At 62.9% G+C, this 26,244-nt stretch carries 23 protein-coding genes; 4 read left to right on the top strand and 19 right to left on the bottom strand.

Going from position 1 to position 26,244, the window contains the following annotated elements:
• The first annotated feature begins 145 nt into the window (after positions 1-145).
• The gene (locus OU999_04125) at positions 146-964 is read left to right on the top strand and encodes a DUF4019 domain-containing protein (protein WAC24389.1); all 819 of its coding nucleotides are present in this window, start codon (positions 146-148) and stop codon (positions 962-964) included.
• 81 nt (positions 965-1,045) lie between these two features.
• Here the strand turns inward: OU999_04125 and OU999_04120 are convergent, their stop codons facing one another.
• The 5 genes from OU999_04120 to OU999_04100 all read right to left on the bottom strand — a co-directional run bounded on the left by OU999_04120 (position 1,046) and on the right by OU999_04100 (position 6,366).
• Positions 1,046-1,987, bottom strand: coding sequence for a hypothetical protein (locus OU999_04120; GenBank protein ID WAC24388.1), 942 nt, complete (start codon positions 1,985-1,987; stop codon positions 1,046-1,048).
• A gap of 735 nt (positions 1,988-2,722) precedes the next feature.
• On the bottom strand, positions 2,723-4,117 hold the full coding sequence (gene lpdA, locus OU999_04115; GenBank protein ID WAC24387.1) for a dihydrolipoyl dehydrogenase: 1,395 nt from the start codon (positions 4,115-4,117) through the stop codon (positions 2,723-2,725).
• A 24-nt stretch (positions 4,118-4,141) separates the two neighbouring features.
• Positions 4,142-4,582 (bottom strand): hypothetical protein, encoded by a 441-nt coding sequence (locus OU999_04110; GenBank protein ID WAC24386.1) that lies wholly within the window; start codon positions 4,580-4,582, stop codon positions 4,142-4,144.
• A complete protein-coding gene (locus tag OU999_04105; GenBank protein ID WAC24385.1) occupies positions 4,579-5,007 on the bottom strand; it encodes a DUF559 domain-containing protein in 429 nt (142 codons plus the stop codon). Before OU999_04105 ends, OU999_04110 begins: the two co-directional genes overlap by 4 nt.
• A gap of 57 nt (positions 5,008-5,064) precedes the next feature.
• Positions 5,065-6,366, bottom strand: a complete 1,302-nt coding sequence (locus tag OU999_04100) for a pyruvate dehydrogenase complex dihydrolipoamide acetyltransferase (GenBank protein ID WAC24384.1) — start codon at positions 6,364-6,366, stop codon at positions 5,065-5,067.
• 132 nt (positions 6,367-6,498) lie between these two features.
• Between OU999_04100 and OU999_04095 the strand changes: the two genes are divergently transcribed.
• Positions 6,499-6,954 carry a universal stress protein gene (locus OU999_04095; protein ID WAC24383.1) on the top strand — a complete coding sequence of 152 codons (456 nt, stop codon included), beginning with the start codon at positions 6,499-6,501 and terminating at the stop codon, positions 6,952-6,954.
• 5 nt (positions 6,955-6,959) lie between these two features.
• Here the strand turns inward: OU999_04095 and rnr are convergent, their stop codons facing one another.
• The 4 genes from rnr to OU999_04075 form a co-directional block, all read right to left on the bottom strand.
• A complete protein-coding gene (gene rnr, locus OU999_04090; GenBank protein WAC24382.1) occupies positions 6,960-9,212 on the bottom strand; it encodes a ribonuclease R in 2,253 nt (750 codons plus the stop codon).
• A 58-nt stretch (positions 9,213-9,270) separates the two neighbouring features.
• Complete coding sequence (gene proS / locus OU999_04085; protein WAC24381.1) at positions 9,271-10,803, bottom strand: proline--tRNA ligase; 1,533 nt, start codon at positions 10,801-10,803, stop codon at positions 9,271-9,273.
• A 98-nt stretch (positions 10,804-10,901) separates the two neighbouring features.
• Positions 10,902-11,474 (bottom strand): polyhydroxyalkanoate synthesis repressor PhaR, encoded by a 573-nt coding sequence (gene phaR, locus OU999_04080; GenBank protein WAC24380.1) that lies wholly within the window; start codon positions 11,472-11,474, stop codon positions 10,902-10,904.
• Between the two features lie 73 nt (positions 11,475-11,547).
• Positions 11,548-11,688 carry a hypothetical protein gene (locus tag OU999_04075; protein ID WAC24379.1) on the bottom strand — a complete coding sequence of 47 codons (141 nt, stop codon included), beginning with the start codon at positions 11,686-11,688 and terminating at the stop codon, positions 11,548-11,550.
• A gap of 9 nt (positions 11,689-11,697) precedes the next feature.
• Between OU999_04075 and OU999_04070 the strand changes: the two genes are divergently transcribed.
• Both OU999_04070 and OU999_04065 read left to right on the top strand, forming a co-directional pair.
• The gene (locus OU999_04070; GenBank protein ID WAC24378.1) at positions 11,698-12,588 is read left to right on the top strand and encodes an alpha/beta hydrolase; all 891 of its coding nucleotides are present in this window, start codon (positions 11,698-11,700) and stop codon (positions 12,586-12,588) included.
• 38 nt (positions 12,589-12,626) lie between these two features.
• Complete coding sequence (locus tag OU999_04065; protein ID WAC24377.1) at positions 12,627-13,799, top strand: acetyl-CoA C-acetyltransferase; 1,173 nt, start codon at positions 12,627-12,629, stop codon at positions 13,797-13,799.
• Positions 13,800-13,830: 31 nt separating this feature from the next.
• On the opposite strand, the gene alr is transcribed toward OU999_04065, so the two are convergent.
• The 10 genes from alr to OU999_04015 all read right to left on the bottom strand — a co-directional run bounded on the left by alr (position 13,831) and on the right by OU999_04015 (position 26,230).
• Positions 13,831-14,868, bottom strand: coding sequence for an alanine racemase (gene alr / locus OU999_04060; protein WAC24376.1), 1,038 nt, complete (start codon positions 14,866-14,868; stop codon positions 13,831-13,833).
• Positions 14,869-14,878: 10 nt separating this feature from the next.
• A complete protein-coding gene (locus OU999_04055) occupies positions 14,879-16,468 on the bottom strand; it encodes an MFS transporter (GenBank protein ID WAC24375.1) in 1,590 nt (529 codons plus the stop codon).
• A 115-nt stretch (positions 16,469-16,583) separates the two neighbouring features.
• A complete protein-coding gene (locus tag OU999_04050; GenBank protein ID WAC24374.1) occupies positions 16,584-18,581 on the bottom strand; it encodes an acetyl/propionyl/methylcrotonyl-CoA carboxylase subunit alpha in 1,998 nt (665 codons plus the stop codon).
• Complete coding sequence (locus tag OU999_04045; protein WAC24373.1) at positions 18,578-19,009, bottom strand: hypothetical protein; 432 nt, start codon at positions 19,007-19,009, stop codon at positions 18,578-18,580. The genes OU999_04050 and OU999_04045 overlap by 4 nt, the downstream gene beginning before the upstream one ends.
• Before the next feature lie 2 nt (positions 19,010-19,011).
• On the bottom strand, positions 19,012-19,800 hold the full coding sequence (locus tag OU999_04040) for an alpha/beta hydrolase-fold protein (GenBank protein ID WAC25342.1): 789 nt from the start codon (positions 19,798-19,800) through the stop codon (positions 19,012-19,014).
• A gap of 211 nt (positions 19,801-20,011) precedes the next feature.
• Positions 20,012-20,998 carry a biotin synthase BioB gene (bioB, locus tag OU999_04035; GenBank protein ID WAC25341.1) on the bottom strand — a complete coding sequence of 329 codons (987 nt, stop codon included), beginning with the start codon at positions 20,996-20,998 and terminating at the stop codon, positions 20,012-20,014.
• A 5-nt stretch (positions 20,999-21,003) separates the two neighbouring features.
• The gene (scpA, locus tag OU999_04030) at positions 21,004-23,142 is read right to left on the bottom strand and encodes a methylmalonyl-CoA mutase (protein ID WAC24372.1); all 2,139 of its coding nucleotides are present in this window, start codon (positions 23,140-23,142) and stop codon (positions 21,004-21,006) included.
• 22 nt (positions 23,143-23,164) lie between these two features.
• Positions 23,165-23,947 (bottom strand): enoyl-CoA hydratase-related protein, encoded by a 783-nt coding sequence (locus OU999_04025; GenBank protein ID WAC24371.1) that lies wholly within the window; start codon positions 23,945-23,947, stop codon positions 23,165-23,167.
• 178 nt (positions 23,948-24,125) lie between these two features.
• Entirely contained in the window at positions 24,126-24,572 is a 447-nt protein-coding gene (gene mce, locus OU999_04020; protein ID WAC24370.1) for a methylmalonyl-CoA epimerase, read from the bottom strand.
• A 131-nt stretch (positions 24,573-24,703) separates the two neighbouring features.
• On the bottom strand, positions 24,704-26,230 hold the full coding sequence (locus OU999_04015) for an acyl-CoA carboxylase subunit beta (GenBank protein ID WAC24369.1): 1,527 nt from the start codon (positions 26,228-26,230) through the stop codon (positions 24,704-24,706).
• Between the last annotated feature and the right edge of the window lie 14 nt (positions 26,231-26,244).

The raw sequence follows: 26,244 nt of genomic DNA, 5'->3' as shown, positions 1-26,244 counted from the left end.
ATAGTCCCCTGACCGGCCCCTGCCGGATTGATGCGCGCAACGATTACAGCGACATGGCCCCCAGGCAAGCGAAACCGGGCGGGCCGTTGCGGCCACAAATTTTTGGGGGTGGCTGCCCGGGCGTGCCGGGCCTAACCTTTGTCCCATGGCAACGCTGATGACGGATGATCCCTGGTCGCTGACCGAGAAGGAAAAGCAGACGCTGCGGCTGATCGTGCGCGGGCACGACGCCAAGTCGATCGCCCGCGCGCTCGACCTGTCGGTGCACACGATCAACGAGCGGCTGCGCGACGCGCGGCGCAAGATGGCAGTATCGAGCAGCCGCGAAGCCGCGCGCCTGCTGCTGGCGGCGGAAGGCGGCGAAGCGCCTCTGGTGCCGGGCCCCGAAAACCTGGGGGACAACGCAATCGGGGATGATCTCCGCGCACCGACCGCCGATCAGGACACAGCTCCGATCCCCGGTGCGGAGCGGCGGGCCCGCTTTCCGATCCTCACAGGAGTTCTCATGACCCTCGCCCTCGGCCTGCTGGCCCTCGCCACCCTGCCCTTCAACACCGCCACCCTCAGCACCGGCACCCTTGCCCCGACCCAGGTGGCATTTCAGGATGCGGGGCAGGATGCGACGTCGGAGCCGGTGAACCCCGAAGTGGTCAACGCCGCCCGCGCCTTCCTTACACTGATCGAACAGAAGAACTGGCAAGCCAGCTACGCCGCCACCGGCACCGCCTTCCGCAAGCTCAACACGCTGCAGGTCTGGACCCAGGTCTCCGAAGAGGTCCACGCCCGCTACGGTGCCACCGTCTCGCGCACCCTGCTCAGCCAGCAAAAACTCCCCGCCCCGCCCGCAGGCTATGAAGTCGTCAAGTTCCGCACGGTCTATGCGAACAAGCAGCAGGCGGTGGAAACGGTGACGCTCGACCGCGAGGATGGCAAGTGGGTCGTGGTGGGGGTTACGGTAGGGTGAGATCGTCTTAGCAGCGGAGGGAGGGCATTGACCTGCCCTCTCTCATCCCTCGCAAACAATATATATTCCGCGTACGTGCCCTTAAATTTGGACGAGGTCGATCAACGTATCCATTTTGCTCGCGTGTCGGCCATCGGGATGTTCTACCGACTTGGTTCGGATGGTCGCTCTCCAACGTAGCCCAGCCATAATACCGTCACGCTCTAGGCGTTCGAGATAGTCTGCACTTAGCATCTGGGAAACACGCCCTTTAATGACTTCAAATGTGTCTCCACGACGGAATTCAAAACGCCGCTGAATGGGAACTATCCCAAGCAGCTCACCCTCCACCATTTCTTCCGTCTCCGAAACATCGGTTTCTCTCAGCCTCTCATAAGCTCGCCCCAAGCCTGCGAGATCGAAGCGGACTTCGCGTTCCCTCTCAGCAACTCTTACTGTGGCTCGGGCCTTGTAAATAACACTCACAAACTTCTTCAACGTGTTAAATACACGAAAATCCATATCTTCAAGGCGATGATTGAACGCATTAAGATTTGTAGCTGCAACGTCAATCATGATATCGGAGATTTGTGATATGGCGATTTTAACAGGTGAATCGAACATACCTGGCTCATCAGCACGGGCTTCTTCGAGAACGAAGCCGAAGGACCCATGAATGAGTGATTTGACATGCATTCGTGCGGCTTCTTGAGCCTCAATAGGAACAGGCCCACGAGGCCCCAACATTCCCGCAGAAAAGGCAACTTGCTTTGAAATAAGCTCTTGATAGTTCTGAAGCGTCTTTCCAGCGAATTCAGCGTCTATTGAAGATGAGCCTGTTACAGGATCACCATCAAAAATTAGGGCGACACCCGCGAGCGTACTATTCTCGTTTGCGTGCTCCGTAATTTCCTGTTGCAACGCTTCCAGACGGTGGGCAAGTGAGAGGCGGCTTACGATGTCTTTATCGCTAATGCGGGCGAGCAGCGCCTCGACCGAGGCCGCCTCACTCTTGAGGGCGTCTAGGTGTACCTTTGTCACCATGTCGCTTCCCTCTCCTGAATTAAGGCAAATGCCCCCTCATCATCCTCTGGCAGAAACTCCAGTTTTACCATGCCTTTCCATCGAAAGGTATCCCTCTGATGTGAGAACAAACCAATCCAGTAAGCTGACTGCTCAGCCACTGAGACGGGGTCCATGTCGAGATCTACAAAATAGTTGTCACAATGATAATTCGCCTTCGTCCAACTAGGATCGAAAATGGTCGATCGCCGGGCCATTACGAAATCGTTCCAGGCCTCATCACTGGTAACACAGGTAGGTCGGCGTAAAAGCGAGACAACATCCACATCATTCGGAGGGCGACCCCTAAATGCTTCACAGTGCTCCACGAAGCTGCCATCAATCCATTGAAAGCCCTCACTAAATCCATCCGACCGAAGGTCTGATCTAAACCTTAGAAGCCCGCGCAGGATAGCAGCCCGCTGCGCAGAGGTGCAAAATCGTTGAACTAGCTCAAACATTGAAGCTGGATATGGCGATCGGGGAAGCAACGCCCCCCCGGTTACATCGGTTCCGACAAACGGAGGTAGAACTTCGCCCAAGCCAAATTCAGGTAACACTAGGGGCCCTTCCAAAGCTGCACAGTATAAAATTATCTGTTTGCTGTTAAGAAAAGGCAAGCGTTGTTACGAAAATCAACGAAACAACTGTCTCCGATCCGGATGCACCGTCGGTTTACCACAGAATGACGCAGCAAAAATCACGTTCCATGGCACATCAAAAATGGATCGCCCTCCCATAAGCTGACAACACACCCTCGTGCATCATCTCGCTCAGCGTCGGATGCGCGAAGACCGTGTGCATCAGCTCTTCCTCGGTGGTTTCGAGCTGGCGGGCGATGACATAGCCCTGGATCAGTTCGGTCACTTCCGCGCCGATCATGTGCGCGCCCAGCAGTTCGCCGGTCTTGGCGTCGAACACGGTCTTGATGAAGCCTTCGGCCTCGCCCAGCGCGATCGCCTTGCCGTTGCCGATGAAGGGGAAGTTGCCGACCTTGACCTCGTGCCCAGCTTCCTTGGCCTTGGCCTCGGTGAGGCCAACGCTGGCGACCTGGGGGCGCGAATAGGTGCATCCGGGGATGTTCCAGGTTTCGAACGGGTGCGGATTCTTGCCCGCGATATGTTCGACCGCGATGATCCCCTCGTGGCTCGCCTTGTGCGCCAGCCAGGGCGGGCCGGTGACATCGCCGATCGCGCGGATGCCGGGCACGTTGGTCTGGCCGAAGCCGTCGACGACGATATGGCCGCGGTTCGTCTCGACGCCCAGCGCCTCCAGCCCGATATCCTCGGTGTTGGGCACGATGCCGATCGCGACGATGGCGTGGCTGAATTGATGCTCCTCGCTCTTGCCGTCCTTGGTCTTGATCCTGGCGGTGACGCCCTTTCCGTTATCGGCCAGCGCTTCGACGCCTGCACCGGTCAGGATCGTCATCTTCTGCTTCTTCAGCGCCTTTTCCATGAACGCGCTGACATCGGCGTCTTCCACCGGCAGGATGCGGTCGAGCATCTCGACGATGGTCACCTCGGCGCCCATGTCGCTGTAGAAGCTGGCGAACTCGACACCAATCGCACCCGATCCGATGACCAGCAGCTTGCTGGGCATTTCGGTCGGGGTCATCGCGTGGCGATAGGTCCAGATGTGCTTGCCATCGGCCTTGGCGAACGGCAGGTCACGCGCGCGGGCTCCGGTGGCGACGATGATCTCCTTGGCCTCCAGCTCGCGGGTCTGGTCACCCTGGGTCACGGTCAGCTTGCCCTTGCCGGTCAGCTTGCCGGTGCCTTCGACCACGGTGATCTTGTTCTTTTTCATCAGGCCCTTGACGCCTGCGTTGAGCTGGCCGGAGACGGCGCGGCTGCGCGCGACGATCTTTTCGAGCTCAAACCCGACCTTCTCGGCGGTGAGGCCGTAATTGCCCGCATGGGTCATGTAGTGGAAGATTTCCGAGGTGCGCAGCAGCGCCTTGGTGGGGATGCAGCCCCAGTTGAGGCAGATGCCGCCCAGCCGCTCGCGCTCGACAATCGCGACCTTGAGGCCCAATTGCGCCGCACGGATCGCCGAAACATAGCCGCCAGGGCCGGAGCCCAGCACGATGAGGTCAAAGGTTTCAGCCATGAGCGGTCTCTTTCTTTCCGGTCTTCAGTGGGTCGATACGCCCGCAGACGGGCTATCGGATGGGGAGGATGACAGTTTCTGGCCGCGCTTGAGCAGATCAAGATTGCACAGCATCCATATGATGCCCGCGGCAACAGCGGGCGCGTATGCCAGCTCAGCATAGGCGACAACTTCGGTCAGGAACAGGACGAGCAGGAACCCGCTCTCCGCCGCGATGCCGATCAGCAACGGCGCGCGCAGCCAGGTCGGCGCGCGGCTGCGATCGAGCGCGTAGGCGACCGCAGTCATGCAGCACAGCACCACGAACACCATGATGAAGGTGTAATAGGCATCCTCGGTGCCGACAAACATGTCGCCCAGGTCCGCCGAGCCTTCCTGGAACAGCGTGAAGATGAACCGGCTGGCCAGTGTGGAAATGCAGGTGGGCAGCAGCAGGCGGCGCAGGATGAAGGTGAGGATGGTCATTGAAAGCCCCTCTCCCCCCGCGGGAGAGGGGTTGGGGAGAGGGGGAGCAAGCTCTGACCACCTTCAATCCGTGCCATCTCTGCCAAGATCATGTCTGCAACGCCTTCATCGTTGGTGAGAATATCGTAGTTCCAGAAACGCAGGACGGCGAAACCCTGGTGGCGCAGATAGGCGTCGCGAACACTGTCATGCGGGCTTTCATCGTGCTGTGAGCCATCTGCCTCAATAATCAGCCTGTGGGAGAAGCACACGAAATCGGCAATGTAGCGATCGATCGGCACCTGGCGCTTGAACTTGTAACCCGAAAGACGTTTGCCGCGCAGAATTTGCCAGAGCTTCAGTTCGGCATCAGTCGGTTCGCTGCGCATGGCCTTTGCACGCGTGCGCAGGAACTGCTGTTGGCCTTGACTGGAACCGTCCCGCATGCCCCCTCTCCCCACCCCCTCTCCCGCAAGGGGAGAGGGGCTATAGAGCCCGCTCAACTATGCCAGCATCCCCAGCGGGTTTTCGCACAGATCCTTGAATGCCGCCATCAGTTGCGCGCCGTCGGCGCCGTCGATGGCGCGGTGGTCGAAGCTGCCGGTGGCGCTCATCACCGTGGCAATGCCGAGCGCGTCGTCGACGATGTAGGGGCGCTTTTCACCCGCACCGATGGCCATGATCATGCCCTGGGGCGGATTGATGACGGCCTCGAAATGCTTGATGCCGAACATGCCCATGTTCGACAGGCTGGCGGTGCCACCCTGATATTCGTGAGGCTGCAACTTGCCGTCCTTGGCGCGGCCGGCGAGTTCCTTCATCTCGGTCGAGATCGCGCCCACCGCCTTGGTTTCCGCGCCGACGATGATCGGGGTGATCAGGCCCGCAGGCGTGCTGACTGCGACCGAAATGTCCGCGCGATGATAGCTGATCAGCTGGTCGCCCGCGAAGGTGACGTTGCACTTGGGCACCTGGATCAGGCTCTTGGCCAGCGCCTTGATCAGCAGATCGTTGACCGAAAGCTTCACGCCCTGCGCCTCGAGCGCCTTGTTGAGCTCGCCGCGCAGCTTCAGCAGCTTGTCGAGCTGAACATCGACGGTGAGATAGATGTGCGGGATCGTCTGCTTCGCCTCGGTCAGGCGGCGCGCGATCGTCTTGCGCATGTTCGACAGCTTGGACGCTTCATGCGGAATGTCGGTGGTGAACGGCGCGGCTGCTGCGGCAGGCGCGGGCGTCGGCGCAGGGGCAGCAGCGGGTGCAGCGGCTTGCGGCGCGACGGCGGGCTTGGCTTCACCGGGCACCATATCCTCGACATCGGCCTTGACGATGCGGCCGCCGGGGCCGGTGCCCTTGACAGTCGCAAGGTCGATACCCTTGGCAGCGGCGATGCGCTTGGCGAGCGGGCTGGCCTTGACCCGGTCATCGCTCGGCGAAGCAGCAGCCGCAGCAGGAGCGGGCGTGGGAGCCGGAGCCGGAGCGGCCTTGGCTTCGACCGCAGGCGCAGCTGCAGGCGACGGGGCCGGTGCTGGCGCAGCAGCGGCAGGCGCATCACCCACCTCTTCGCCTTCGCCCGCGATGATCGCAATCACCTCGCCGACCTTCACATTGTCGGTGCCAGCGGGGATCAGGATCTTGGCGATGACGCCTTCGTCCACGGCTTCGAATTCCATGGTCGCCTTGTCGGTCTCGATCTCGGCCAGCAGGTCACCGGATGCGACGGTATCGCCTTCCTTGACCAGCCATTTGGCGAGTGTGCCTTCCTCCATCGTGGGCGAGAGGGCGGGCATTTTCAGATTGATAGGCATTGGGTGTTCTTCCCCCGATTCAGTGACCGGGGCCGTTCTCGACGCTTCAAGCCGTAGGGTCAAGGGGGCAGACCCTTGCCACACCTATCATTTTGGCGCAGTCTGCCGCGCAGCAAACGGGGCAGCACAAAAATGCGGGTATATCTGGTCATCATGGATGAGACGAGCGAGGCGTTGACCGCCCTGCGCTTTGCCTCGCGGCGCGCCCAGCATACCGGGGGGCAGGTCCACATCCTGGCGCTGGTGCCCAAGCAGGATTTCGTCGCCTGGGGTGGCGTGCAGGCCACGATCGAGGATGAGGCGCGCAGCCGCGCCGAGGCACTGGTCACCGATGCGGCAGGCGCGCTGTTCGAGGATATGGGCCAGCGCCCGATGATTACCGTGCGCATGGGCGATGCCACCAAGGAGATCCGCAATTATATGCAGGAATGCCCGGACCTCGCCATGCTGGTGCTGGGGGCGGCGGCGACCGGCGCGCCCGGGCCGCTGATCACCCATTTTGCAGGAGCCGATGCCGGCGCACTCCCCTGCCCCGTCACCATCGTGCCCGGTGGCCTTACCGACGAGCAGATCGACCGGATGTCCTGACCGCGTCAGCGGCTCTGGTGACGGATATTGGCAGGCCGCCCGCGCCGCTTGATTGGCGGGCGACCACCAGGACGGCCACCGCCCGGTTTGCCGCGCGGCGGCGGTCCCGGCATGTAATTGCCTCCATGGGGAAGTTCGAACTTGATCGCACCCGTGACGGGATCGGCCTCTGCCAGACGGAGCTCCAGCCGCTGGCCGACGGCATATTGCTCGCCGCTGCTTTCGCCGGTCAGCGTCTGTGATGCTTCGTCATACCAGAAGCGTTCCGCCCCCAGGGTCGAAACCGGGACCAGACCATCGCCGCCGAATTCCTCGATCGTCGCGAAGAAGCCAAAATTCTGCACGCCGGTGATCCGCACCTTGTGGATTTCGCCGACCCGGGTCGCCAGGAAGGCAGCGACATAGCGGTCCACCGTCTCGCGCTCGGCCTCCATAGCGCGCCGCTCGAACCCGCTGATCTGCTCGCAGATGCGGTCGAGCGATGCGGCATCCTGTTGGGCAAGCCCGGTGGTCGGCGGCAGGTCCAGCTTGGGTGCAGGCGGCTGTTCCAGCCCGTGCGCATCGACCAGCGCGCGGTGCAGCAGCAAATCGGCATAGCGACGGATGGGGCTGGTAAAATGACCATAGGAAGCCAGCGACAGGCCAAAGTGCCCCATGTTGCGCGGGCCATAATAAGCCTGGGTCTGGCTGCGCAGAACCTGTTCCATCACCAGCGGCTTGACGGTTTCGTCGCGCACCTTGCTCAGGATCGCGTTGAATGTCGCCGGGCGCACGACCTGCCCGAGCGCGAACGAAATCTCGAACGTCTCGAGATAGTCCTTGAGCGCGACGAGCTTTTCCCGCGAGGGCGGTTCGTGGACGCGATAGACCACGGGTGCTTTCTTGGCTTCCAGCGCCTTTGCGGCGGCAACATTGGCCGCGATCATGAAATCCTCGACCAGCCGGTGGGCATCGAGCCGTTCGCGCACGGCAACGCTGACGATACGACCTGCATCATCGAGCACTATACGCCGTTCGGGCAGGTCCAGGTCGAGCGGCTCGCGTGCTTCGCGCGCCTTGAACAGCAGCTTCCAGCACGCCCAGAGCGGGCGCAAAACGGTGTCTGTCAGTTCGTGGGGCTTTGCCCCGTCGATTGCCGCCTGGGCATCTTCATAGGCGATGTTGGCCGCCAGCCGGACCAGCGCGCGGGTGAAGCGCCAGCTCTTGAGCTTGCCGTGCGCATCGATGACCAGATGGCAGACCATCGCGGCGCGGTCCTGCCCGGCCTTGAGCGAACACATGTCCGCCGAAAGCACTGCGGGCAGCATCGGCACCACGCGGTCCGGGAAGTACACGCTGTTGCCGCGCTTGCGCGCCGCGCGGTCGATAGCGCCGCCGGGCCGGACATAATAGCTCACATCGGCAATCGCGACGATAGCGCGATAGCCGCCCGCATTGGCGGGGTCTTCGTCCGGAACTGCCCAGATCGCGTCATCATGATCGCGCGCGTCGACCGGATCGATCGCGACGATCGGCAGGTGGCGCAGGTCCTCACGGTGATCGGCGGACAGCGGCAGCTTTGCGGCGCGCTGGGCCTCGTCGATGGCTTCGGGCGGAAAGTCATGGGGAATGCCGAACTTGTGGATCGCGATCAGGCTGAACGAACGCGGCGCAAAGGGCTCGCCCAGCACCTCGGTCACTTTCGCGCTTATGCGATCGCGCTGGCCATGCTGCTCGGCCAGCACCAGCTGGCCCGGCTCGGCATTGCCGGGGTCGGAGATCGGCACCATCCGGCGGACACGCTTGTCCACCGGCTTGAGCCACAATTTGCGGCCCTCGCCCTTTTCGACCACGCCCAGCAACTGCTCGCTGGCGCGGTGCATCTTCTTCATCACGAACGCCCGATAGCCGCCGCCTGCCTCTTCGGTGCGCGCCAGCACGCGGTCGCCCACCGCCAGCGCGCCCGAACGACCGCGCTCGGACAGGCGAACGCGCGGCACCGGCAGCCCCTCGGCCTGCCAGTTGTCGGGAATGGCAATCAGCTCGCGGCCATCCGCCTCGATGATCTTGAGCACGGTGACCTTGGGCAGCCCGCCCATCTTGTGGAACGCGCGGCCAGGCGCGCTGTCGATCAGGCCTTCATCGGCCATGTCCTTGAGCAGCGCCTTGAGCGCGATCTTCTCCGCTCCGCGCAGGCGGAAATGCTTGGCAATCTCGCGCTTGCCCGCCGGGTCCTGGCTCTCGCTCAGGAATTTCAGGACCTCATCGCGGCTGGGCATGCCTGCCGCCGCACGTTCCGGCTTGGACTTGGTTGAGCGAGAGCCTGCCACCTGGGGCTCAATAGGCCCGGGCGAGCAGCACGCGCTCGACCGCAGGACCGCCGGTGAAGAAGCAGGTCGCGCCTGCCGGGGCCGAGCCTTCGGGCGTATTGCGGATCGTAAGCTTCAATGCCTTCAACTGCTCGACAACCTTGTCCAGCGCCTCGCCGGTCGGGCGGCACCAGTCGACTGCGACCCAGCCGGGATATTTGCTGTCGTCGAAATGCGCCTTCAGCCCATCCATGTCAGTAATGTCCGAACGGATTTCCGCATCGAGCCGCGCCTTGGCCGAGCAGAACATCAGCGTCTGGATCTGGTCGAGCAGCGCCGGTGCCTGGGCGACAAACGATTCCCAGTGCATCGCCTGGTTGGCAAGCTTGCCATCCTCGCCATAGAGCGAGTCGCGGCGCAGCATCGTGACCTGTTCGCCGGCGGCATCGCGGCCACCGATTTCGAGGATGATCGGCGCGCCCTTCTTGACCCAGCCCCAGCGCTTGGGACCGGCTTTGCCCGCCTTCTTGTCGATCAATACGCGCAGCGGCTCACCAAAGGCCGATGCGTCGATCAGCGCGGTGCGGATCTTGGCGCAATAGGCGAGCAGCGCCTCATCCTCGGGCGTTTCGCGCAGCATCGGCACGATGACGATCTGGTGCGGCGCGATCTGCGGCGGCACCTTCAGGCCATCGTCGTCGCCATGCGTCATGATGACGCCGCCGACCAGACGCGTCGAGACACCCCAGCTGGTGGTGTGCGCAAACTGGAACTGGCCCTCGCGGTCCTGGAAGCGGATGTTCTGCGCATGCGCGAAATTCTGGCCGAGATAATGCGAGGTACCGGCCTGCAGCGCCTTGCCGTCCTGCATCATCGCTTCGATCGAATAGGTGGCGACTGCGCCGGGGAAACGCTCGTTCTCCGGCTTCTCGCCGGCGATCACCGGCATGGCGAGCGGACCTTGCGCAAAATCGCGGTACATGCCGAGGATGGTCAGCGTCTCGGCCATCGCATCCGTTTCATTCTCGTGCGCGGTATGGCCTTCCTGCCAGAGGAATTCGGACGTGCGCAGGAACATGCGGGTGCGCATTTCCCAGCGCACGACATTGGCCCATTGGTTGACCATGATCGGCAGGTCGCGCCAGCTCTGCAGCCAGCGCGAGAAGGCGGTGCCGATCACCGTTTCCGATGTCGGGCGCACAACCAGCGGTTCTTCCAGCTTCGCCTCGGGATCGACGACCAGCGCGCCGTCCTCCATCTTCAGCCGGTGATGCGTGACGACCGCCATTTCCTTGGCAAAGCCTTCGACATGCTCGGCTTCCTTGGCGAAATAGCTCAAGGGAATGAACAGCGGGAAATAGCAGTTTTCGTGGCCGCTTTCCTTGATCTTGCGGTCCAGCAGCATCTGGATGCGTTCCCAGATGCCATAGCCCCAAGGGCGCATGATCATGCAGCCGCGGACACCCGATTCCTCGGCGAGATCGGCTTCCTGGATGACAGCCTGATACCAGGCGGCAAAATCTTCCTGCCGGGTGACGGGCAGCGCGTTTTTCTGGCTCACGTGAATTTACGTCCTGCAAACAAACAAGGCCCGCGTGCCTAGGCCCAAGCGGACCATCAGGCAATCACCTGTTTTACAGGATGGGCGCTGGCGGTCGGTTACTTCTTTTCAACCAGATCGTCGATCTTCCGCTGCATGGCCGAAAGCTGAGCCTTGAGCGCGGCGATTTCATCATCGGACGATGCGGCGGCTGGCTGGGCCGGGCCTGCCTGCTTGTCCTTGCGCGGGCTGAAGGCGCTGGACGCCGCTTCGAACATCGCCAGATTCTGCCGCGCCAGCTGCGCAAACGGGCTGTTCTTGATGCTGCCTTCCATCGCGCTCTGGAATTTTTCCTGGTTCTTGCGGAAGGCCTCCATCGACGCTTCGAGATATTGCGGGATCATCGACTGCATCGAGTTGCCGTACATCGAGATCAGCTCGCGCAGGAAGCCGACGGGGAGCATCTGCTGACCGCTCGATTCCTCCTCCATGATGATCTGGGTGAGGATATTATGGGTGATATCGTCGCCGGTCTTGGCGTCCACCACCTGGAAATCCTTGCCTTCACGCGTCAGCTTGGCCAGATAATCGAGCGTGATATAGCTGGACGACCGGGTGTTATACAGACGGCGGTTGGCGTATTTTTTGATGATGATGACATCATCCGAATCCGAGGTGCCTGTCTTGGCCATGCGTGCATCTCCCGTTCAATCCCACCGCACTGTAGCACCGCAGCATAGTGCACCGCAACATGCACCCCGCCCTTTACCACTTTTCCTTGCGCTGGCGCGTCAGCAGCTCGCGGACGATCCGCAGCGCCTCGTCCAGCTTTTGCAAGCGCTTGACCGCTATCAGCGCGCCGATCGCAGCTTTGTGCGTCAGCCCGGGACAGTTTTGCTGCAACACGGCAAGGCGATGTTGCGCAGTGCAGCAGGGCTGGAGCCGGAATCGGTGGCCGCCAGCAGCCCGCCGCGCATCGTTTTCGTCCCTTCGCCGATCAATGCGCCGCATGTGCTCGACATGGATGCCGATTGTTCGCTGATGGGCTGGCTGGCGACCCACGGCCTGTCATCGGCGCTGGTCGATTGGGGCGTGACGACGGCAGAACACCGCGACCACAGCATCGACCGGCTGGCGAGCGACCTGCTGCTGCCGATGCTGCGCACGCTGGACGAACCTGTGCACCTGGTCGGCTATTGCCTGGGCGGGCTGATCGCGCTCGCTGCGGCCTGTCACATCCCGGTGCGCAGCCTGACGCTGATTGCCACCCCCTGGCATTTCAGCGGCTATCCGGCGCCGCGCCGCGCCGAGCTCACCACTATGTGGCAGCACCACCGTCCGCAATGCGAGGCTATGGGCCTCGTACCGATGGAAGTCATGCAGCACGGTTTTTGGACGCTCTCGCCCGACAAGCTGATGGAAAAATACCTCAAATTCGGCGCGATGCCCGAGGGCAGCGCCGCAGCGCGCCGATTTGTCGCGGTCGAGGATTGGGCCAATGGCGGCGAGCCCCTGCCCTTCGCGCTGGGCGAGCAGCTTTTCGAGGGACTCTATCGCGATGACACGACCGGCAGCGGGCAATGGACCGTCGGCGGCGTGCGGATCGGGCTTGATCAGGTGCAGGGTCCGGTCATGGAATTCGCCTCGGCCAGCGATGCGATCGTCCCGCTGGCGTGTTCGCCCGACGTCCCAGGCCGCGAGGTGCTGGCATCGGGCCATGTCGGCATGGTCATCGGCGGCAGCGCGCCCGAGATACTGTGGCCGATGCTGAGGCGGTGGATATTGTCACACGAAGGCTCTATCTAGCGTAGCAATTCCTTCCAGCCTTTTCGGAGAACGCGATCATGTCGAGCATCGTCATCACTGCTGCCAAGCGCACGCCGGTCGGCAGCTTTCTGGGCGCTTATGCCTCCACCCCTGCGCACGAGCTTGGCCGGATCGCCATCGAGGCAGCGCTCGCGCAATCGGGCCTGTCTTCCGAAGAGGTATCCGAGGTGATCCTGGGCCAAGTGCTGACGGCGGGCCAGGGCCAGAACCCGGCGCGCCAGGCATCAATCAATGCAGGCGTCCCCAAGGAAGTGCCGGCCTATGGGGTCAACCAGGTGTGCGGATCGGGCCTGCGCGCGGTGGCGCTGGCCTTCCAGTCGATCGCCAATGGCGATGCCGATGTCGTGATCGCCGGCGGGCAGGAAAACATGTCGATGTCGCCGCACTGCCAGATGCTGCGCGCAGGGCAGAAGATGGGCGACCTGAAGCTCGTCGACACCATGGTCTATGATGGCCTGACCGATGTGTTCAACCAATATCACATGGGCATCACCGCCGAAAACCTGGCGGAAAAGTACCAGATCAGCCGCGAAGCCCAGGATCGCTTTGCCGTTCGCTCGCAGAACCTGGCCGAAGCTGCCCGCGCCGAGGGCCGCTTTGCCGACGAGATCGCGCCGGTCACCATCAAGGGCCGCAAGGGCGATACCATCGTCGATCAGGACGAATATATCCGCGCTGGCGCGACCTACGATAGCGTTGCTGGCCTCAAGCCCGCCTTCAAGAAGGACGGCACGGTTACCGCCGCCAATGCCAGCGGCCTCAACGATGGCGCCGCCGCGCTGGTTCTGATGCGCGAGGAAGACGCCGCCAAGCGCGGCCTGACCCCGCTGGCGCGGATCGCCAGCTGGGCATCGATGGGCGTCGACCCGTCGATCATGGGCATCGGCCCGGTTTCGGCGAGCCGCCGCGCGCTCGCCAAGGCTGGCTGGAGCGTCGAGGACCTCGACCTGATCGAATCGAACGAAGCCTTTGCGGCGCAGGCGCTGTCGGTAACGCAGGAAATGGGCTGGGATCCGGACAAGGTAAACGTCAATGGCGGCGCGATCGCCATCGGCCACCCCATCGGCGCCAGCGGTGCGCGCGTGCTGACCACCCTGCTCTACGAAATGGGCCGCCGCGATGCGAAAAAGGGCCTGGCCACGCTGTGCATCGGTGGCGGCATGGGCATTGCGCTGACCGTCGAGCGGTAATCTATCGCCCCCGCCAAGGCAGGGGAACCTTTCAATCCACCCAGATCCGGTCGAAGCGTCGGCCGATCTGGGTGAGCCATTCATATTGGCTGATCCCGGTGGCCGCCTCGACAGCGGGCAGCACGACATCCGCAGCGATCCAGTCGCCCTCGCCCAGTTCCGGCGCTGCGGTCAGATCGATACAGGTCAGGTCCATCGACACCCGGCCCAGCAGCGGCAGATGCACATCGCCGCTGCGAAACGCACCTATCGAGGACAGGGCCCGCTTGAAACCGTCGGCATAGCCGAGAGAGAGCGTCGCGGTGCGCATGTCGCGTTCAGCCGTGAACGTGGCACCATAGCCGATGCTGTCACCCGCACGCACCTGGCGCACCTGCAAAATGCGCGCCTCCAGCCGCATCACGGGGCGGATATGGCCAGCCAGCGCATCGCACGGCACCCCGCCATAGAGCGCTAGACCAGGCCGGGTGCAGTCGAAATGATAGCCATTGCCCAGCGCGATCCCGGCGCTGTTCGCCAGGCTGTAGCGCCGCGCCTTGACCTGATGCCGCACCTGCTCGAACCGCTGGCGCTGCGCCTCGTTCTGCGCGCTTGGTTCATCGGCGGAGGCGAGGTGGCTGAGGCACAGGTCGACATCCAGCCCGGCACACAGCGCCGAGATATCGTCGCGCCAGTCGATGCCGAGCCTGCTCATGCCGGTATCGATCATCACATGGCAGCGTCCGCCGCCAGCGGCTTTCCAGCGGGAAACCTGCTCGGCGCTGTTGAGCACAGGAACCGCCAGACCAGCAAGCGCAGCAGCCTCCTCGGCCGGTGCAATGCCATGCAGTACCGCCAATCGTGCCGGATCGATCCATCCGGTCAGCGCCTGCGCCTCGCCCCAATGCGCCACGAAAAAGTCCTGGCAGCCCGCCGCCGACAGCCGCCGGACAACCTCGCGGGCACCCAGGCCATAGCCATCGGCCTTCACCGCTGCGCCGGCACCAGCGCTGCCGCTCAGCTGATCCAGCGTGCGCCAGTTGGCGACCAGTGCCCCGCCATCGAGCACCAGCCGCATATTCGCCAGCATTGGAGAGGCTTCAGCCAATATCGTCCTGCCCTGATGTTTCCGGCAGCCAGATCAGCGACACGATGAACGCCATCACCACCACTGCAATGGTGTACCACAGTCCGGAATAGGCATCGCCCGTCCGCGCGACGACATATTGCGAGATATAGGGCAGAAAGCCGCCAAAATAGCCGGTGCCGATATGATAGGGGATCGACATCGAGGTGTAGCGGATCTTGGCCGGAAACAGCTCGACCATGATCGCGGCGACCTGGCCATAGGTCATCGCCGACAAGGCCACCATCAGCGCCACCGACAGGATGATCAGCCATGGCGTGCGCTGCGCCGGATCGGACTTGTCGGGATAGCCCGCCTTTTCGAGCGCCACGACATAGGCCTTGTCGTCAAAGCCGCGCACGACATCGTTGCCGACGCTGAGCACCACGGCGTCGCCATCGACCTTGGTATAGCTGATGCCACGCTTGCTGAGGAAATTGAGCGCCTTGGCGCATTCGGTGGTCTGGGTCCGCTGCAGGGCGTTGAAGGCGCATTCGGGCATGGCAAGCGTGACCGGCGAGCTTTTGGTCGCGGCTTCCAGCGCCGGGTTCGCCGCCTGCGCCATCAGGTGGAACAGCGGGAACAGCAGCACGACGGTGAGGCCATAACCGATCAGCAGCAGCCGCTTGCGCCCGACACGGTCGGACAGCCAGCCGAAGAACACATAAAGCGGCGCGGCCAGCGTGGCGCCTGCGGCCATATAGACCAGCGCATCCTCTTCGGCGACGCGCGCGGTGCCGGTGAGGAAATACAGCGTACCGAACTGCGAGGTGTAATAGATTACCGTCAGCCCCGCGGCGACGCCGAACAGCGCCACCATCACCCGCTTGATATTGCCCGGATAGCGCAGGCTGTCCATGAACGGGTTCTTGGACGTCGCGCCCGCAGCCTTCATCGCCTGGAAGACCGGGCTTTCGGACAGCTTCAGGCGGATATAGAGCGAGATGGCGAGCAGCAGGATCGAGATCAGGAAAGGCACGCGCCAGCCCCAGGCGTTGAAATCCTCGGGGCTCATCAGCTTGCGCGTGGCCAGCACGCAGATCACCGCGAGCAGGAAGCCCCCGGCCACCGAGGCCTGGATCCAGCTGGTATACTGGCCGCGCTTGCCCGGCGGGGCATGTTCGGCGACATAAATCGCCGCGCCGCCATATTCGCCGCCCAGCGCCAGCCCCTGCAGGCAGCGCAGCACCAGCAACAGCGCCGCCGCCCAGATACCCGCCGTGGCAAAGGTCGGCAGCAGGCCGATCGATGCGGTCGCGCCGCCCATCAGCGAGATGGTGACAAGGAACGTGTATTTGCGTCCGACCTTGTCGCCCAGATAGCCAAACAGCACCGCGCCGAGCGGGCGCACACCGAACCCTGCGCCGAAGATCGCCAGCGAAGCGAGCGTCGCCGCCGTGGGGTTGTCCGACGGGAAGAACAGCTGGCCGATCAGCGTCGCCAGGATCCCGTAGACAAAGAAATCATACCATTCGAATACCGTGCCGAGCGAGGAGGCGACGATCACCAGCCGGTCACGGCCTGCGTCAAACTCCTGCCCGTCTGCTGCAGCCGTTGCGGCCATCCAGCACTCTCCCCATCCAGTCCCTAGGGCGTCAGTCTATGGAGAGGATTTGCGGCGCAATCAACTGTCCAGCCCGTTCCCTGACCGGACAGCGATCACATATCCGGTGAACGGATTATTCCAGCTCCAGAATGACCGCATCGACCGCCAGGCTGTCACCTTCGGCCGCGCTGATCGTCTTGACCGTTGCGGCCTTTTCGGCGCGCAGGATGTTTTCCATCTTCATCGCCTCGACGATCGCCAGCGGCTGGCCAGGCTGCACCTTCTCGCCTTCGGCCACGTGCAGTTTCACCAGCAGGCCCGGCATCGGGCAAAGCAGGAAGCGCGACAGATCAGGCGGCACCTTCTCGATCATGTGCCGGGCGTGCTGCGCGATATGGCCAGGCAGCACTTCGAAACTGTGGGTCGCGCCGCGCGCAGTGAGCGCAAAGCCGGTGCGGGTGCGTTGCACCTTCACTGCCAGTTCGTCGCTCTCTTCCTCGTCGCCGAAATCAGCCACCGCGAGCCGGTCGCCCGGGGTATAGCCCATCGACAGATCGACCACCTCGCCATCGACGACGATCGCGTCCTCGCTGACCGAGACCTCCATCGCGATATCGCCCTTGCGCACGCGCCATTCGGACGGCGGGGTGAGCCGGTTGCCCAGCTGATCGCTGACGCGCAGCGCGCGGTCGGCTTGCGCAGTCGCGATAAATGCCGCCATCGCGGCCAGACGCCGGAGCAGTTCGGGCGAAGCCGGGGCACCGTGAAAGCCGTCCGGATATTCCTCGGCGATGAAACCGGTGGTGATATTGCCCGAGCGGAAACGTTCGTGCTGCATCAGCGCCGAGACGAAATCGAGATTATGCCCCGGGCCTTCCAGCTCGAACCGGTCGATCGCGGTGATCTGCCGATCGATCGCATCCAGCCGCGTTTCGCCATAGGTGATCAGCTTGGCGATCATCGGGTCATAATGGATCGAGACCTCGCCGCCCTCTTCCACGCCGTCATCGACGCGCACGCCCTTTTTCTGCTTGGGCGGATTGTAGCGCACCAGACGCCCGATCGAGGGCAGGAAGCCGCGATACGGGTCTTCGGCATAGACGCGGTTTTCCACCGCCCAGCCGGTCAGCTTGATATCGTCCTGGGTGAAGGCGAGCGGCTCGCCATTGGCGACGCGGATCATCTGTTCGACCAGATCGACCCCTGTGACCAGTTCGGTGACAGGATGCTCGACCTGAAGCCGGGTGTTCATCTCAAGGAAGTAGAAGCTGTCGCCGGTGGTATCCGCGCCCGAGACGATCAGTTCGACCGTGCCCGCGCTGTAATAACCGACGGCCCGTGCCAGTGCGACTGCCTGCTCGCCCATCTTCTTGCGCATCTCGGGCGTCACGAACGGCGACGGGGCTTCTTCGACCACCTTCTGGTGACGGCGCTGGATCGAACATTCGCGTTCGCCCAGATAGACGATATTGCCATGCTGATCGCCCAGCACCTGGATTTCGATATGGCGCGGCTGTTCGATGAACTTCTCGATGAACACGCGGTCATCGCCAAAGCTGTTCAGACCCTCGCGCTTGGTCGCCTCGAAGCCTTCGCGCACATCCTGCTCGCTATAGGCCAGGCGCATGCCCTTGCCGCCGCCCCCTGCCGAGGCCTTCATCATCACCGGATAGCCGATCCCGCTGGCAATGCGCACCGCATGCTCGGTATCCTCGATCTCGCCGACAAAGCCGGGGACGACGTTGACGCCCGCCTGTAGAGCCAGCTTCTTGGATTCGATCTTGTCGCCCATGGCGGCGATCGCGCCCGGAGGTGGGCCGATAAAGGTGATGCCGGCGGCCTTCAGCGCCTCTGCAAAACTGGTGCGTTCGGACAGGAAACCATAGCCGGGATGCACCGCATCCGCGCCGGTCGCCTTGCACGCCTCGATGATCTTGTCAGCCAGCAGATAGGACTGCGCGGCGGGCGAAGGGCCGATATGCACGGCCTCGTCCGCCATCTCGACATGCGGGCTGCGCGCATCGGCGTCCGAATAGACGGCCACCGTCTTGATGCCCATAAGCCGAGCGGTGCGGATGACGCGGCAGGCGATCTCGCCCCGGTTGGCAATCAGGATTTTGGTGATCATCATTCACTCTCATCTGGTTGGATGGTTTCAACATTGCGGCGGGGCAGATATTCGCCCTCCCACAACAGCATATGGTAGCGCCCGTCAGACTTATGGCGGGAAATCCAGAAGGTGCCGCGCGCATCCGCCACCGGCTTGTGATATGCAGCGCACTCGACCAGCAGCTGGTCAAACAACTGAATCGTATTCCAGACCCAGCCGGTGCGCGCTTCGACCCGCCCGGTGATCCGGCCACGATAAAGCTCGCCCTGTTCGTTGAGGACGCCCTGCCCGCTGCCATAACGGAACACGCCCTCGATCTTGCGGACATCCGCCCGTTTCCTGATTTCGGCTGGCGACTGGCCCGGTCCCCAGCTGAACGAGCACGCCAACGCCGGCGATGTAGCCATCATCGCAGCGGCGGCGGCAAGGGCGACGGTCACACTGCGCATCGTCAGTGCCCCGTCACACATGGCACATTGAATCCACTGTCCGGTGCAGGTGCCTCGCTACCGGGAAACAGGAACTGCAATGCTTCAGGCGAGACGCTGTGGTAAATGGTGGCATGGGTGAGCTGCTGGTGCGGTGCATAGCACCAACTGCGGCCTTCGTTCGGGTTGGCGGTGAGCGCCTTGACCAGCTGATCGACGCCCGACTGCATCTCGCGGCCTTCATTGGCGATCGTCAGGTAAAGTCGATGCGCTTTGGCTGCCGGAGCATTCAGAAGGCCAGATGACGCCTTGGCCAGCCTCTGGTCATCCCACCACAGGCTGGGGCTGATCGCGGCGTAATGATCGAACAGGTCGGGCTCGGTCAAATAGGTCTCGACGATGAACAGCCCGGCGAGCGATTCCCCGATCACGCCGGTCTGGCCTGAGGTGCGATAGCTTTTGCCCACCAACGGCATGACCTCGTCGCGGATGAACGCGCGGAACAAGGCGGATTGGCCAGCAGTCGGATATTGCTTGAGCAACGCCGCGTCCTGCGTCGGCCCGGTCAGTTCGCGCCTGCGATCCTTGGTGGCGATCCCGACCACGATCACATCCTGCGACCGCGCCCAAAGCGCACCCAGCGCGCTGGTGCCAGCGATATGCAGGAAGTCCTGATCCAGCCCGCCGTCGATCAGATAAAGCACCGGATAACTCTTGCCCGATGTCGCGTAACCGGCGGGGAGATAGACGTTGACGACGCGCTCCTGCGCCAGCGGCTTCGATGCCAGAATGTGCGTCTCGCCAATGATGATCGGCACCGGCTGCGCGGCGACGGGTGCCACGCAGGCGAGTGCGATCAAAAACAAAGTGAAGAACGTTCGGATCACGCGGCCACGCCTGCCCCACAAAAATCGTCACCCTGAACTTGCTTCAGGGCCCATTTCTCCCCACGCAGCTTCGGCTGCTGGGGCACGATGGGTGCTGAAACAAGTTCAGCATGACGAAGAAGAAGAGAAGCGGATTTCACTCCGCAGCCTCCAGATGGCCACGCGGCTGGGCGGCCATCGCCTTCATGCCCAGCTTGGAGAGCAGCGCGCTGTCCTTGTCGTCGCCGGCATTGGGCGCCGTCAGCAGCTTGTCGCCGGTGAAGATGCTGTTCGCGCCCGCCATGAAGCACAGGGCCTGGCAGCTTTCGGACATGCTCTCGCGGCCCGCGCTCAGGCGCACCATCGATCGCGGCATGGTGATGCGCGCGACCGCCACCGTGCGGACAAACTCGATCTCGTCGATCTTCGCCAGCGGCGTATCGGCGAGCATGTCGCCCAGCACCGTGCCCTTGACAGGCACCAGCGCATTGATCGGTACGCTTTCGGGGTGCGGCATGGTCGCCAGCGCGTGGATAAAGCCGATGCGGTCGGCGCGGGTCTCGCCCATGCCGACGATGCCACCGCAGCACACGTTGATGCCCGCCGAACGCACATTGTCCAGCGTCTCCATCCGGTCCTCAAAGGTGCGGGTGGTGATGACGTTGGCGTAGTTCTCGGGCGCGGTGTCGATATTGTGGTTGTAGTAGTCCAGCCCAGCATCGGCGAGCTGCTTGGCCTGGCTCGCGGTGAGCATGCCCAAGGTCATGCAGGTTTCCATGCCCATCTCGCGCACGCCCTTGACCATGGCGGCGAGCTTGGGGATGTCCTTGTCCTTGGGGTTGCGCCAGGCTGCGCCCATGCAGAACCGGCCCGAGCCATGGTCCTTGGCCTGGGCTGCGGCCTGCAACACCGCCTGCACGTCCATCAGCTTGGTCGCCTTGACGCCGCTATCGGCATCCTTGGACTGGCTGCAATAACCGCAATCCTCCGGGCAACCGCCGGTCTTGATCGACAGCAGGGTGGATAGCTGCACCTCGTTGCGCGGGAAATTCGCGCGGTGCACGCTCTGCGCCTCGAACATCAGGTCGTTGAAGGGCAGATCGAACAGCGCGGTGATTTCCTCGCGGGTCCAGTCGGTACGCATTTCAGTCATTCGGCAGCTTCCTGAAGAGGGGGCATGTTATGGCCAAGCAAGCGCAGCACATCGGCCGCGCATTCGACGACGTTCGATCCGGGGCCGTAGATGCCCTGGACGCCGGCATCGCGCAGATAATCGTAGTCCTGAGGCGGGATAACGCCGCCCGCAATCACCTTGATGTCGTTCCGTCCGGCTTCTTTCAGGCCCCTGATAAGCTCGGGGACCAGCGTCTTGTGCCCGGCGGCAAGCGAAGAGGCGCCGACGACATCGACGCCGGTTTCGAGCGCCAGCACGACGGTCTCATCGGGGGTCTGGAACAGCGGGCCCGAGACGACATCAAAGCCCATGTCGCCAAAGGCCGATGCGATCACGTTCGCGCCGCGATCATGGCCGTCCTGGCCCATCTTCGCGACGAGCAGCTTGGGTTTGCGGCCCAGGCGACGCTCGACAGCCTTTACGCCATCGACTACCTGCGCCCAGCGGCTGTCATCCTCGTACGGCGCGCTGTACACGCCCTTGACCGGGGTCGGGCGCGTGGCATAGCGGCCGAACACATCTTCCATCGCCTGGCTGATCTCGCCCAGCGTTGCGCGGGCGCGGGCGGCGTCCACCGCGAGCGCGAGCAGGTTGCCATTGCCCTTCGCGCCTTCACGCAAGGCATCGAGCGCGGCCTGACACGCCGCCGCATTGCGCGAGGCCTTCACCGCGTTGATCCGCGCGATCTGGCCTTCGCGAACCTTGGCGTTGTCGACCTCCAGCGTTTCGAGCAGATCCTCGTTCGCGAGGCGATACTTGTTCACTCCGACGATCACGTCATCACCGCGGTCGACGCGCGCCTGGCGTCCGGCGGCGGCTTCCTCGATCATCGCCTTGGGCCAGCCTGCTGCCACGGCTTTCGCCATGCCGCCTTCGCTCTCGACCCGCTCGATGATCTCCCACGCCTTGTCGACCAGTTCCTGCGTCAGGCTCTCAATATAATAGCTGCCGCCCAGCGGATCGACGACCTTGGTCATCCCGGTCTCTTCCTGGATGACGATCTGCGTGTTCCGCGCGATGCGCGCCGAGAAATCGGTAGGCAGCGCGATCGCTTCATCGAGCGCATTGGTGTGCAGCGATTGCGTGCCGCCCAGCATCGCGGCCATCGCCTCGATCGTGGTGCGGATGACGTTGTTATAGGGGTCCTGCTCGGTCAGCGACACGCCGCTGGTCTGGCAGTGCGTGCGCAGCATCTTGGAGCGTTCGTCCTGCGCGCCCAGCCTGGTCATCACCCGGTGCCACAGCACGCGCGCGGCGCGCAGCTTGGCAATTTCCATGAAGAAGTTCATGCCGATGGCGAAGAAGAAGCTCAGACGGCCTGCAAATTTGTCGATGTCGAGGCCCGAGGCGACGCCGTATTTCACATATTCCATGCCGTCGGCGATGGTGAAGGCGAGTTCCTGCACCTGCGTCGCGCCGGCTTCCTGCATGTGATAGCCGGAGATCGAGATGCTGTTGAACTTGGGCATCTCGCGGCTGGTATAGCCGAAAATGTCCGAGATGATCCGCATCGAGGGCTCGGGCGGGTAAATGTACGTGTTGCGGACCATGAACTCCTTGAGGATGTCGTTCTGGATGGTCCCGTCGAGCAGCTTGCGATCGACGCCCTGCTCTTCGCCGGCGACGATGAAGAACGCGAGGATCGGGATCACCGCACCGTTCATGGTCATGCTGACCGACATCTGATCGAGCGGGATGCCGTCGAACAGGATCTTCATGTCCTCGACCGTATCGATCGCCACGCCGGCCTTGCCGACATCGCCGGTGACGCGCGGATGATCGCTGTCATAGCCGCGATGGGTCGCAAGGTCGAACGCGACCGACAGCCCCTTCTGCCCGGCGGCCAGGTTGCGGCGATAAAAGGCGTTCGATTCCTCGGCGGTCGAGAAACCCGCATATTGCCGGATCGTCCAAGGGCGGCCCGCGTACATGCTGGCGCGCACGCCGCGAGTGAACGGCGCAAAGCCGGGCAGGCCGGGATCGACCGATACGTCCTCCGCCGTATAGAGCGGCTTGACGGCAATGCCTTCGGGCGTCTGCCAGGTCAGGTCCTTGCCCTTGACCTCCTTGTCGGCCAGCGCCTGCCAGTCTGCGGTGGTGGGTGTATCGGTCATTCCATGGTTCCCGTGTGTGTGATCAGCTGCCGGTGAAGTTCGGCTTGCGCTTCTGCAGGAAGGCAATGGCGCCTTCGCGTGCATCGTTGGTGTCGCCTGCAATCCGCTGGCCCTCGGCCTCGCGCGCCAGAGCCGTGTGGAAATCGCATTCCAGCCCCTCGACCAGGTTCTTGCGCATGATGCCGAGCGCGACGGTGGGCATCGCGGCGAGCCGCTTGGCCAGCGCCATCGCCTCGTCCATCAGGCTGTCATGCTCGACCACCTTGTAGACCATGCCCCAGTCATGCGCCTTGGCGGCGGGGATCTTTTCGCCCAGCATCATCATTTCGGTCGCGCGGGCCTTGCCGATCAGGCGCGTGAGCATCCAGCTCGCGCCGCCATCGGGCACCAGGCCGATATTGACGAACGCCTGCAGGAAATACGCCTTTTCGCTCGCCACGACGAAATCGGGCGCAAGACCGATCGAGCAGCCGACGCCGGCAGCGGGGCCGTTGACCGCGCTGATCGTCGGGATGTGCAGCCTGTGCAGCTTGAGCAGCATCGGGTTGTAATGCTGGGTCAGCGCCTTGTAGCTGCCCTGCCCGCCCGAGATCGAACTGTCGCGCCCGCCGGAAAGGTCTGCGCCCGAACAGAAACCCTTGCCCGCGCCGGTGATCACCAGCGCCCGCGCATCGCCGAGCCGGTCGAGCGCATCGTTGATCTCGCCCGCCATCGGCAGCGAACAGGCATTGAGCCGCTCGGGCACGTTCAATGTGATCGTGGCAATCTGGTCGGCGATGTCGAGTTTTATGGTTTCGTAGGTCATGGTCGCAACTCTCTCCTGTGATTCTTCCCTCTCCCTTGACGGGAGAGGGTTGCGCAGACTTGGTGCTGAAAGCACCTAGTCGAAGCTGGGAGAGGGTGGCTGCCCCCTCTCCAAGGTCCGGTAGCCGACACGTCGGCAACCTCCCCTATCCTCCCCCGCGTTGCGGGGAGGAGCAATATCAGTGCCCCTCGCCCGGCTTCGGCGTCTCCATAATCTCGGTCAGCACTCCGCCCATATCCCTGGGGTGCACGAAGAAAATCAACGTCCCATGCGCACCGATGCGCGGCTCGCCCAGCACGCGCTTGCCCAAGCCTTCGAACTCCGCCTTGGCCGCGTGAATATCGGGCACCTCATAGCAGACATGATGCTGCCCGCCGTTCGGGTTCTTCTCAAGGAACGACGCAATCGAGGCATTGCCCGGCAGCGGCTCGATCAATTCGATCTGAGTGCCATTAAGCGTGCCATCCGCGCCCGGCGTATCGACAAAGCACACCTTCACCCCCTGCTCGGGCAGGTCGAATGGATCATGAATCTTGGTCGCACCCATGACATCGCGGTAGAAGACAATGCTGTCCGCGATGGAGGGCGTCGCGACGCCAATATGGTTGAGACGGCCTAGTTTCATCACGCTTGCTCCAATTCCGTCATGCTGAACTTGTTTCAGCACCCATTTCTCGTCTCGCGCTTTGGCTCAATCCGGCGAAATGGGCCCTGAAACAAGTTCAGGGTGACGGGAGAATGATCGATATTTCGCACTCACAACGGAATGTTGTCATGCTTCTTCCAGGGGTTCTCCAACTGCTTGTTCCGCAGCTTCCGAAGCCCCAGCGCAATCCTGCGCCGGGTCGAGTGCGGCATGATCACCTCGTCAATGAACCCCTTGCTCGCCGCCACGAACGGGTTGGCGAAGCGCGCTTCATATTCCTTGGTGCGCTCGGCGATCTCTTCGGGCGTCTTGCCGCGGAAGATGATCTCGACCGCGCCCTTCGCGCCCATCACCGCGATTTCGGCGGTGGGCCAGGCGTAGTTCAAATCGCCGCGCAGATGCTTTGAGGCCATCACGTCATACGCGCCGCCATAGGCCTTGCGGGTGATCACGGTGATCTTCGGGACGGTCGCCTCGGCATAGGCGAAGAGCAGTTTCGCACCGTGCTTGATGATACCGCTATGTTCCTGCGCCACGCCGGGCAGGAAGCCGGGGACATCGACAAAGGTGATGATCGGGATGTCGAAGCAATCGCAGAAGCGCACGAAGCGCGCGGCCTTTTTCGACGAGTTGATGTCGAGACAGCCTGCCAGCACCATCGGCTGGTTGGCGACGACGCCCACGGTGCGACCCTCGATGCGGCCGAAGCCGGTGATGATATTGCCCGCATGCGTCGGCTGGATCTCGAAAAACTCGCCTTCGTCGAGCGTCTTCCTGATCAGCTCGTGCATGTCATAGGGCATGTTCGGGTTGGCCGGGATCAGCGTGTCGAGGCTGTTCTCGATCCGATCGAACGGGTCGGCGGTCGGGCGCTCGGGCAATGCCTCGCGGTTCGACAGCGGCAGATAATCGATCAGGTCGCGCGCGGCGAGCAGTGCCTCGATGTCATTGTCGAACGCGACATCGGCGACGCCCGACTTGCCGGTATGCGTCACCGCGCCGCCCAGTTCTTCCTGCGTCACCACCTCGTTGGTCACGGTCTTCACCACATCGGGACCGGTGACGAACATATAGCTCGAATCCTTCACCATGAAGATGAAGTCCGTCATGGCGGGCGAGTACACCGCGCCGCCTGCGCAGGGGCCCATGATCACCGAAAGCTGCGGCACGACGCCCGATGCCAGCACATTGCGCTGGAACACCTCGGCATAACCGCCGAGCGACGCCACGCCTTCCTGGATGCGCGCGCCGCCGGAATCGTTGAGGCCGATCACCGGTGCGCCGACCTTCAGCGCCATGTCCATGATCTTGCAGATCTTCTGCGCGTGCCGTTCGGAGAGCGAACCGCCGAACACGGTGAAGTCCTGGCTGAACACGAAGACCAGGCGGCCATTGACCGTACCCGATCCGGTGACCACGCCATCGCCGGGGATGATCTGATCCTGCATCCCGAAATCGACGCAATTGTGTTCGACATACATGTCGAGCTCTTCAAAGCTGCCCGGATCAAGCAGCACGTCGATCCGCTCGCGCGCGGTCAGCTTGCCCTTGGCGTGCTGCGCCTCGATCCGCTTGGTGCCCCCGCCCAGATGCGCCTTGTCGCGCCGGGCTGCCAGTTCTTCCAATATGGCCTGCATCGCATCCTCTTGTG

This window comes from Blastomonas sp. SL216 (assembly GCA_026625625.1).
GTDB lineage: Bacteria > Pseudomonadota > Alphaproteobacteria > Sphingomonadales > Sphingomonadaceae > Blastomonas.
Note: the sequence above shows the minus strand (reverse complement) of the source record. Positions and strands in the feature narration are given on the sequence as shown.

Coding starts and splice junctions, on each gene's coding strand:
- rnr (WAC24382.1), bottom strand. CDS start 9,212: ATGCCCAGCCGCGATGAGGTCCTGAAATTCCTGAGCGAGAGCCAGGAC.
- OU999_04015 (WAC24369.1), bottom strand. CDS start 26,230: ATGCAGGCCATATTGGAAGAACTGGCAGCCCGGCGCGACAAGGCGCAT.
- phaR (WAC24380.1), bottom strand. CDS start 11,474: ATGGCCAAGACAGGCACCTCGGATTCGGATGATGTCATCATCATCAAA.
- OU999_04055 (WAC24375.1), bottom strand. CDS start 16,468: ATGGCCGCAACGGCTGCAGCAGACGGGCAGGAGTTTGACGCAGGCCGT.
- mce (WAC24370.1), bottom strand. CDS start 24,572: ATGAAACTAGGCCGTCTCAACCATATTGGCGTCGCGACGCCCTCCATC.
- OU999_04105 (WAC24385.1), bottom strand. CDS start 5,007: ATGCGGGACGGTTCCAGTCAAGGCCAACAGCAGTTCCTGCGCACGCGT.
- OU999_04050 (WAC24374.1), bottom strand. CDS start 18,581: ATGATGATCACCAAAATCCTGATTGCCAACCGGGGCGAGATCGCCTGC.
- OU999_04100 (WAC24384.1), bottom strand. CDS start 6,366: ATGCCTATCAATCTGAAAATGCCCGCCCTCTCGCCCACGATGGAGGAA.
- lpdA (WAC24387.1), bottom strand. CDS start 4,117: ATGGCTGAAACCTTTGACCTCATCGTGCTGGGCTCCGGCCCTGGCGGC.
- OU999_04125 (WAC24389.1), top strand. CDS start 146: ATGGCAACGCTGATGACGGATGATCCCTGGTCGCTGACCGAGAAGGAA.
- bioB (WAC25341.1), bottom strand. CDS start 20,998: ATGCGTACCGACTGGACCCGCGAGGAAATCACCGCGCTGTTCGATCTG.
- OU999_04065 (WAC24377.1), top strand. CDS start 12,627: ATGTCGAGCATCGTCATCACTGCTGCCAAGCGCACGCCGGTCGGCAGC.
- alr (WAC24376.1), bottom strand. CDS start 14,868: ATGCTGGCGAATATGCGGCTGGTGCTCGATGGCGGGGCACTGGTCGCC.
- OU999_04045 (WAC24373.1), bottom strand. CDS start 19,009: ATGCGCAGTGTGACCGTCGCCCTTGCCGCCGCCGCTGCGATGATGGCT.
- OU999_04070 (WAC24378.1), top strand. CDS start 11,698: ATGTTGCGCAGTGCAGCAGGGCTGGAGCCGGAATCGGTGGCCGCCAGC.
- scpA (WAC24372.1), bottom strand. CDS start 23,142: ATGACCGATACACCCACCACCGCAGACTGGCAGGCGCTGGCCGACAAG.
- OU999_04110 (WAC24386.1), bottom strand. CDS start 4,582: ATGACCATCCTCACCTTCATCCTGCGCCGCCTGCTGCTGCCCACCTGC.
- OU999_04120 (WAC24388.1), bottom strand. CDS start 1,987: ATGGTGACAAAGGTACACCTAGACGCCCTCAAGAGTGAGGCGGCCTCG.
- OU999_04095 (WAC24383.1), top strand. CDS start 6,499: ATGCGGGTATATCTGGTCATCATGGATGAGACGAGCGAGGCGTTGACC.
- OU999_04025 (WAC24371.1), bottom strand. CDS start 23,947: ATGACCTACGAAACCATAAAACTCGACATCGCCGACCAGATTGCCACG.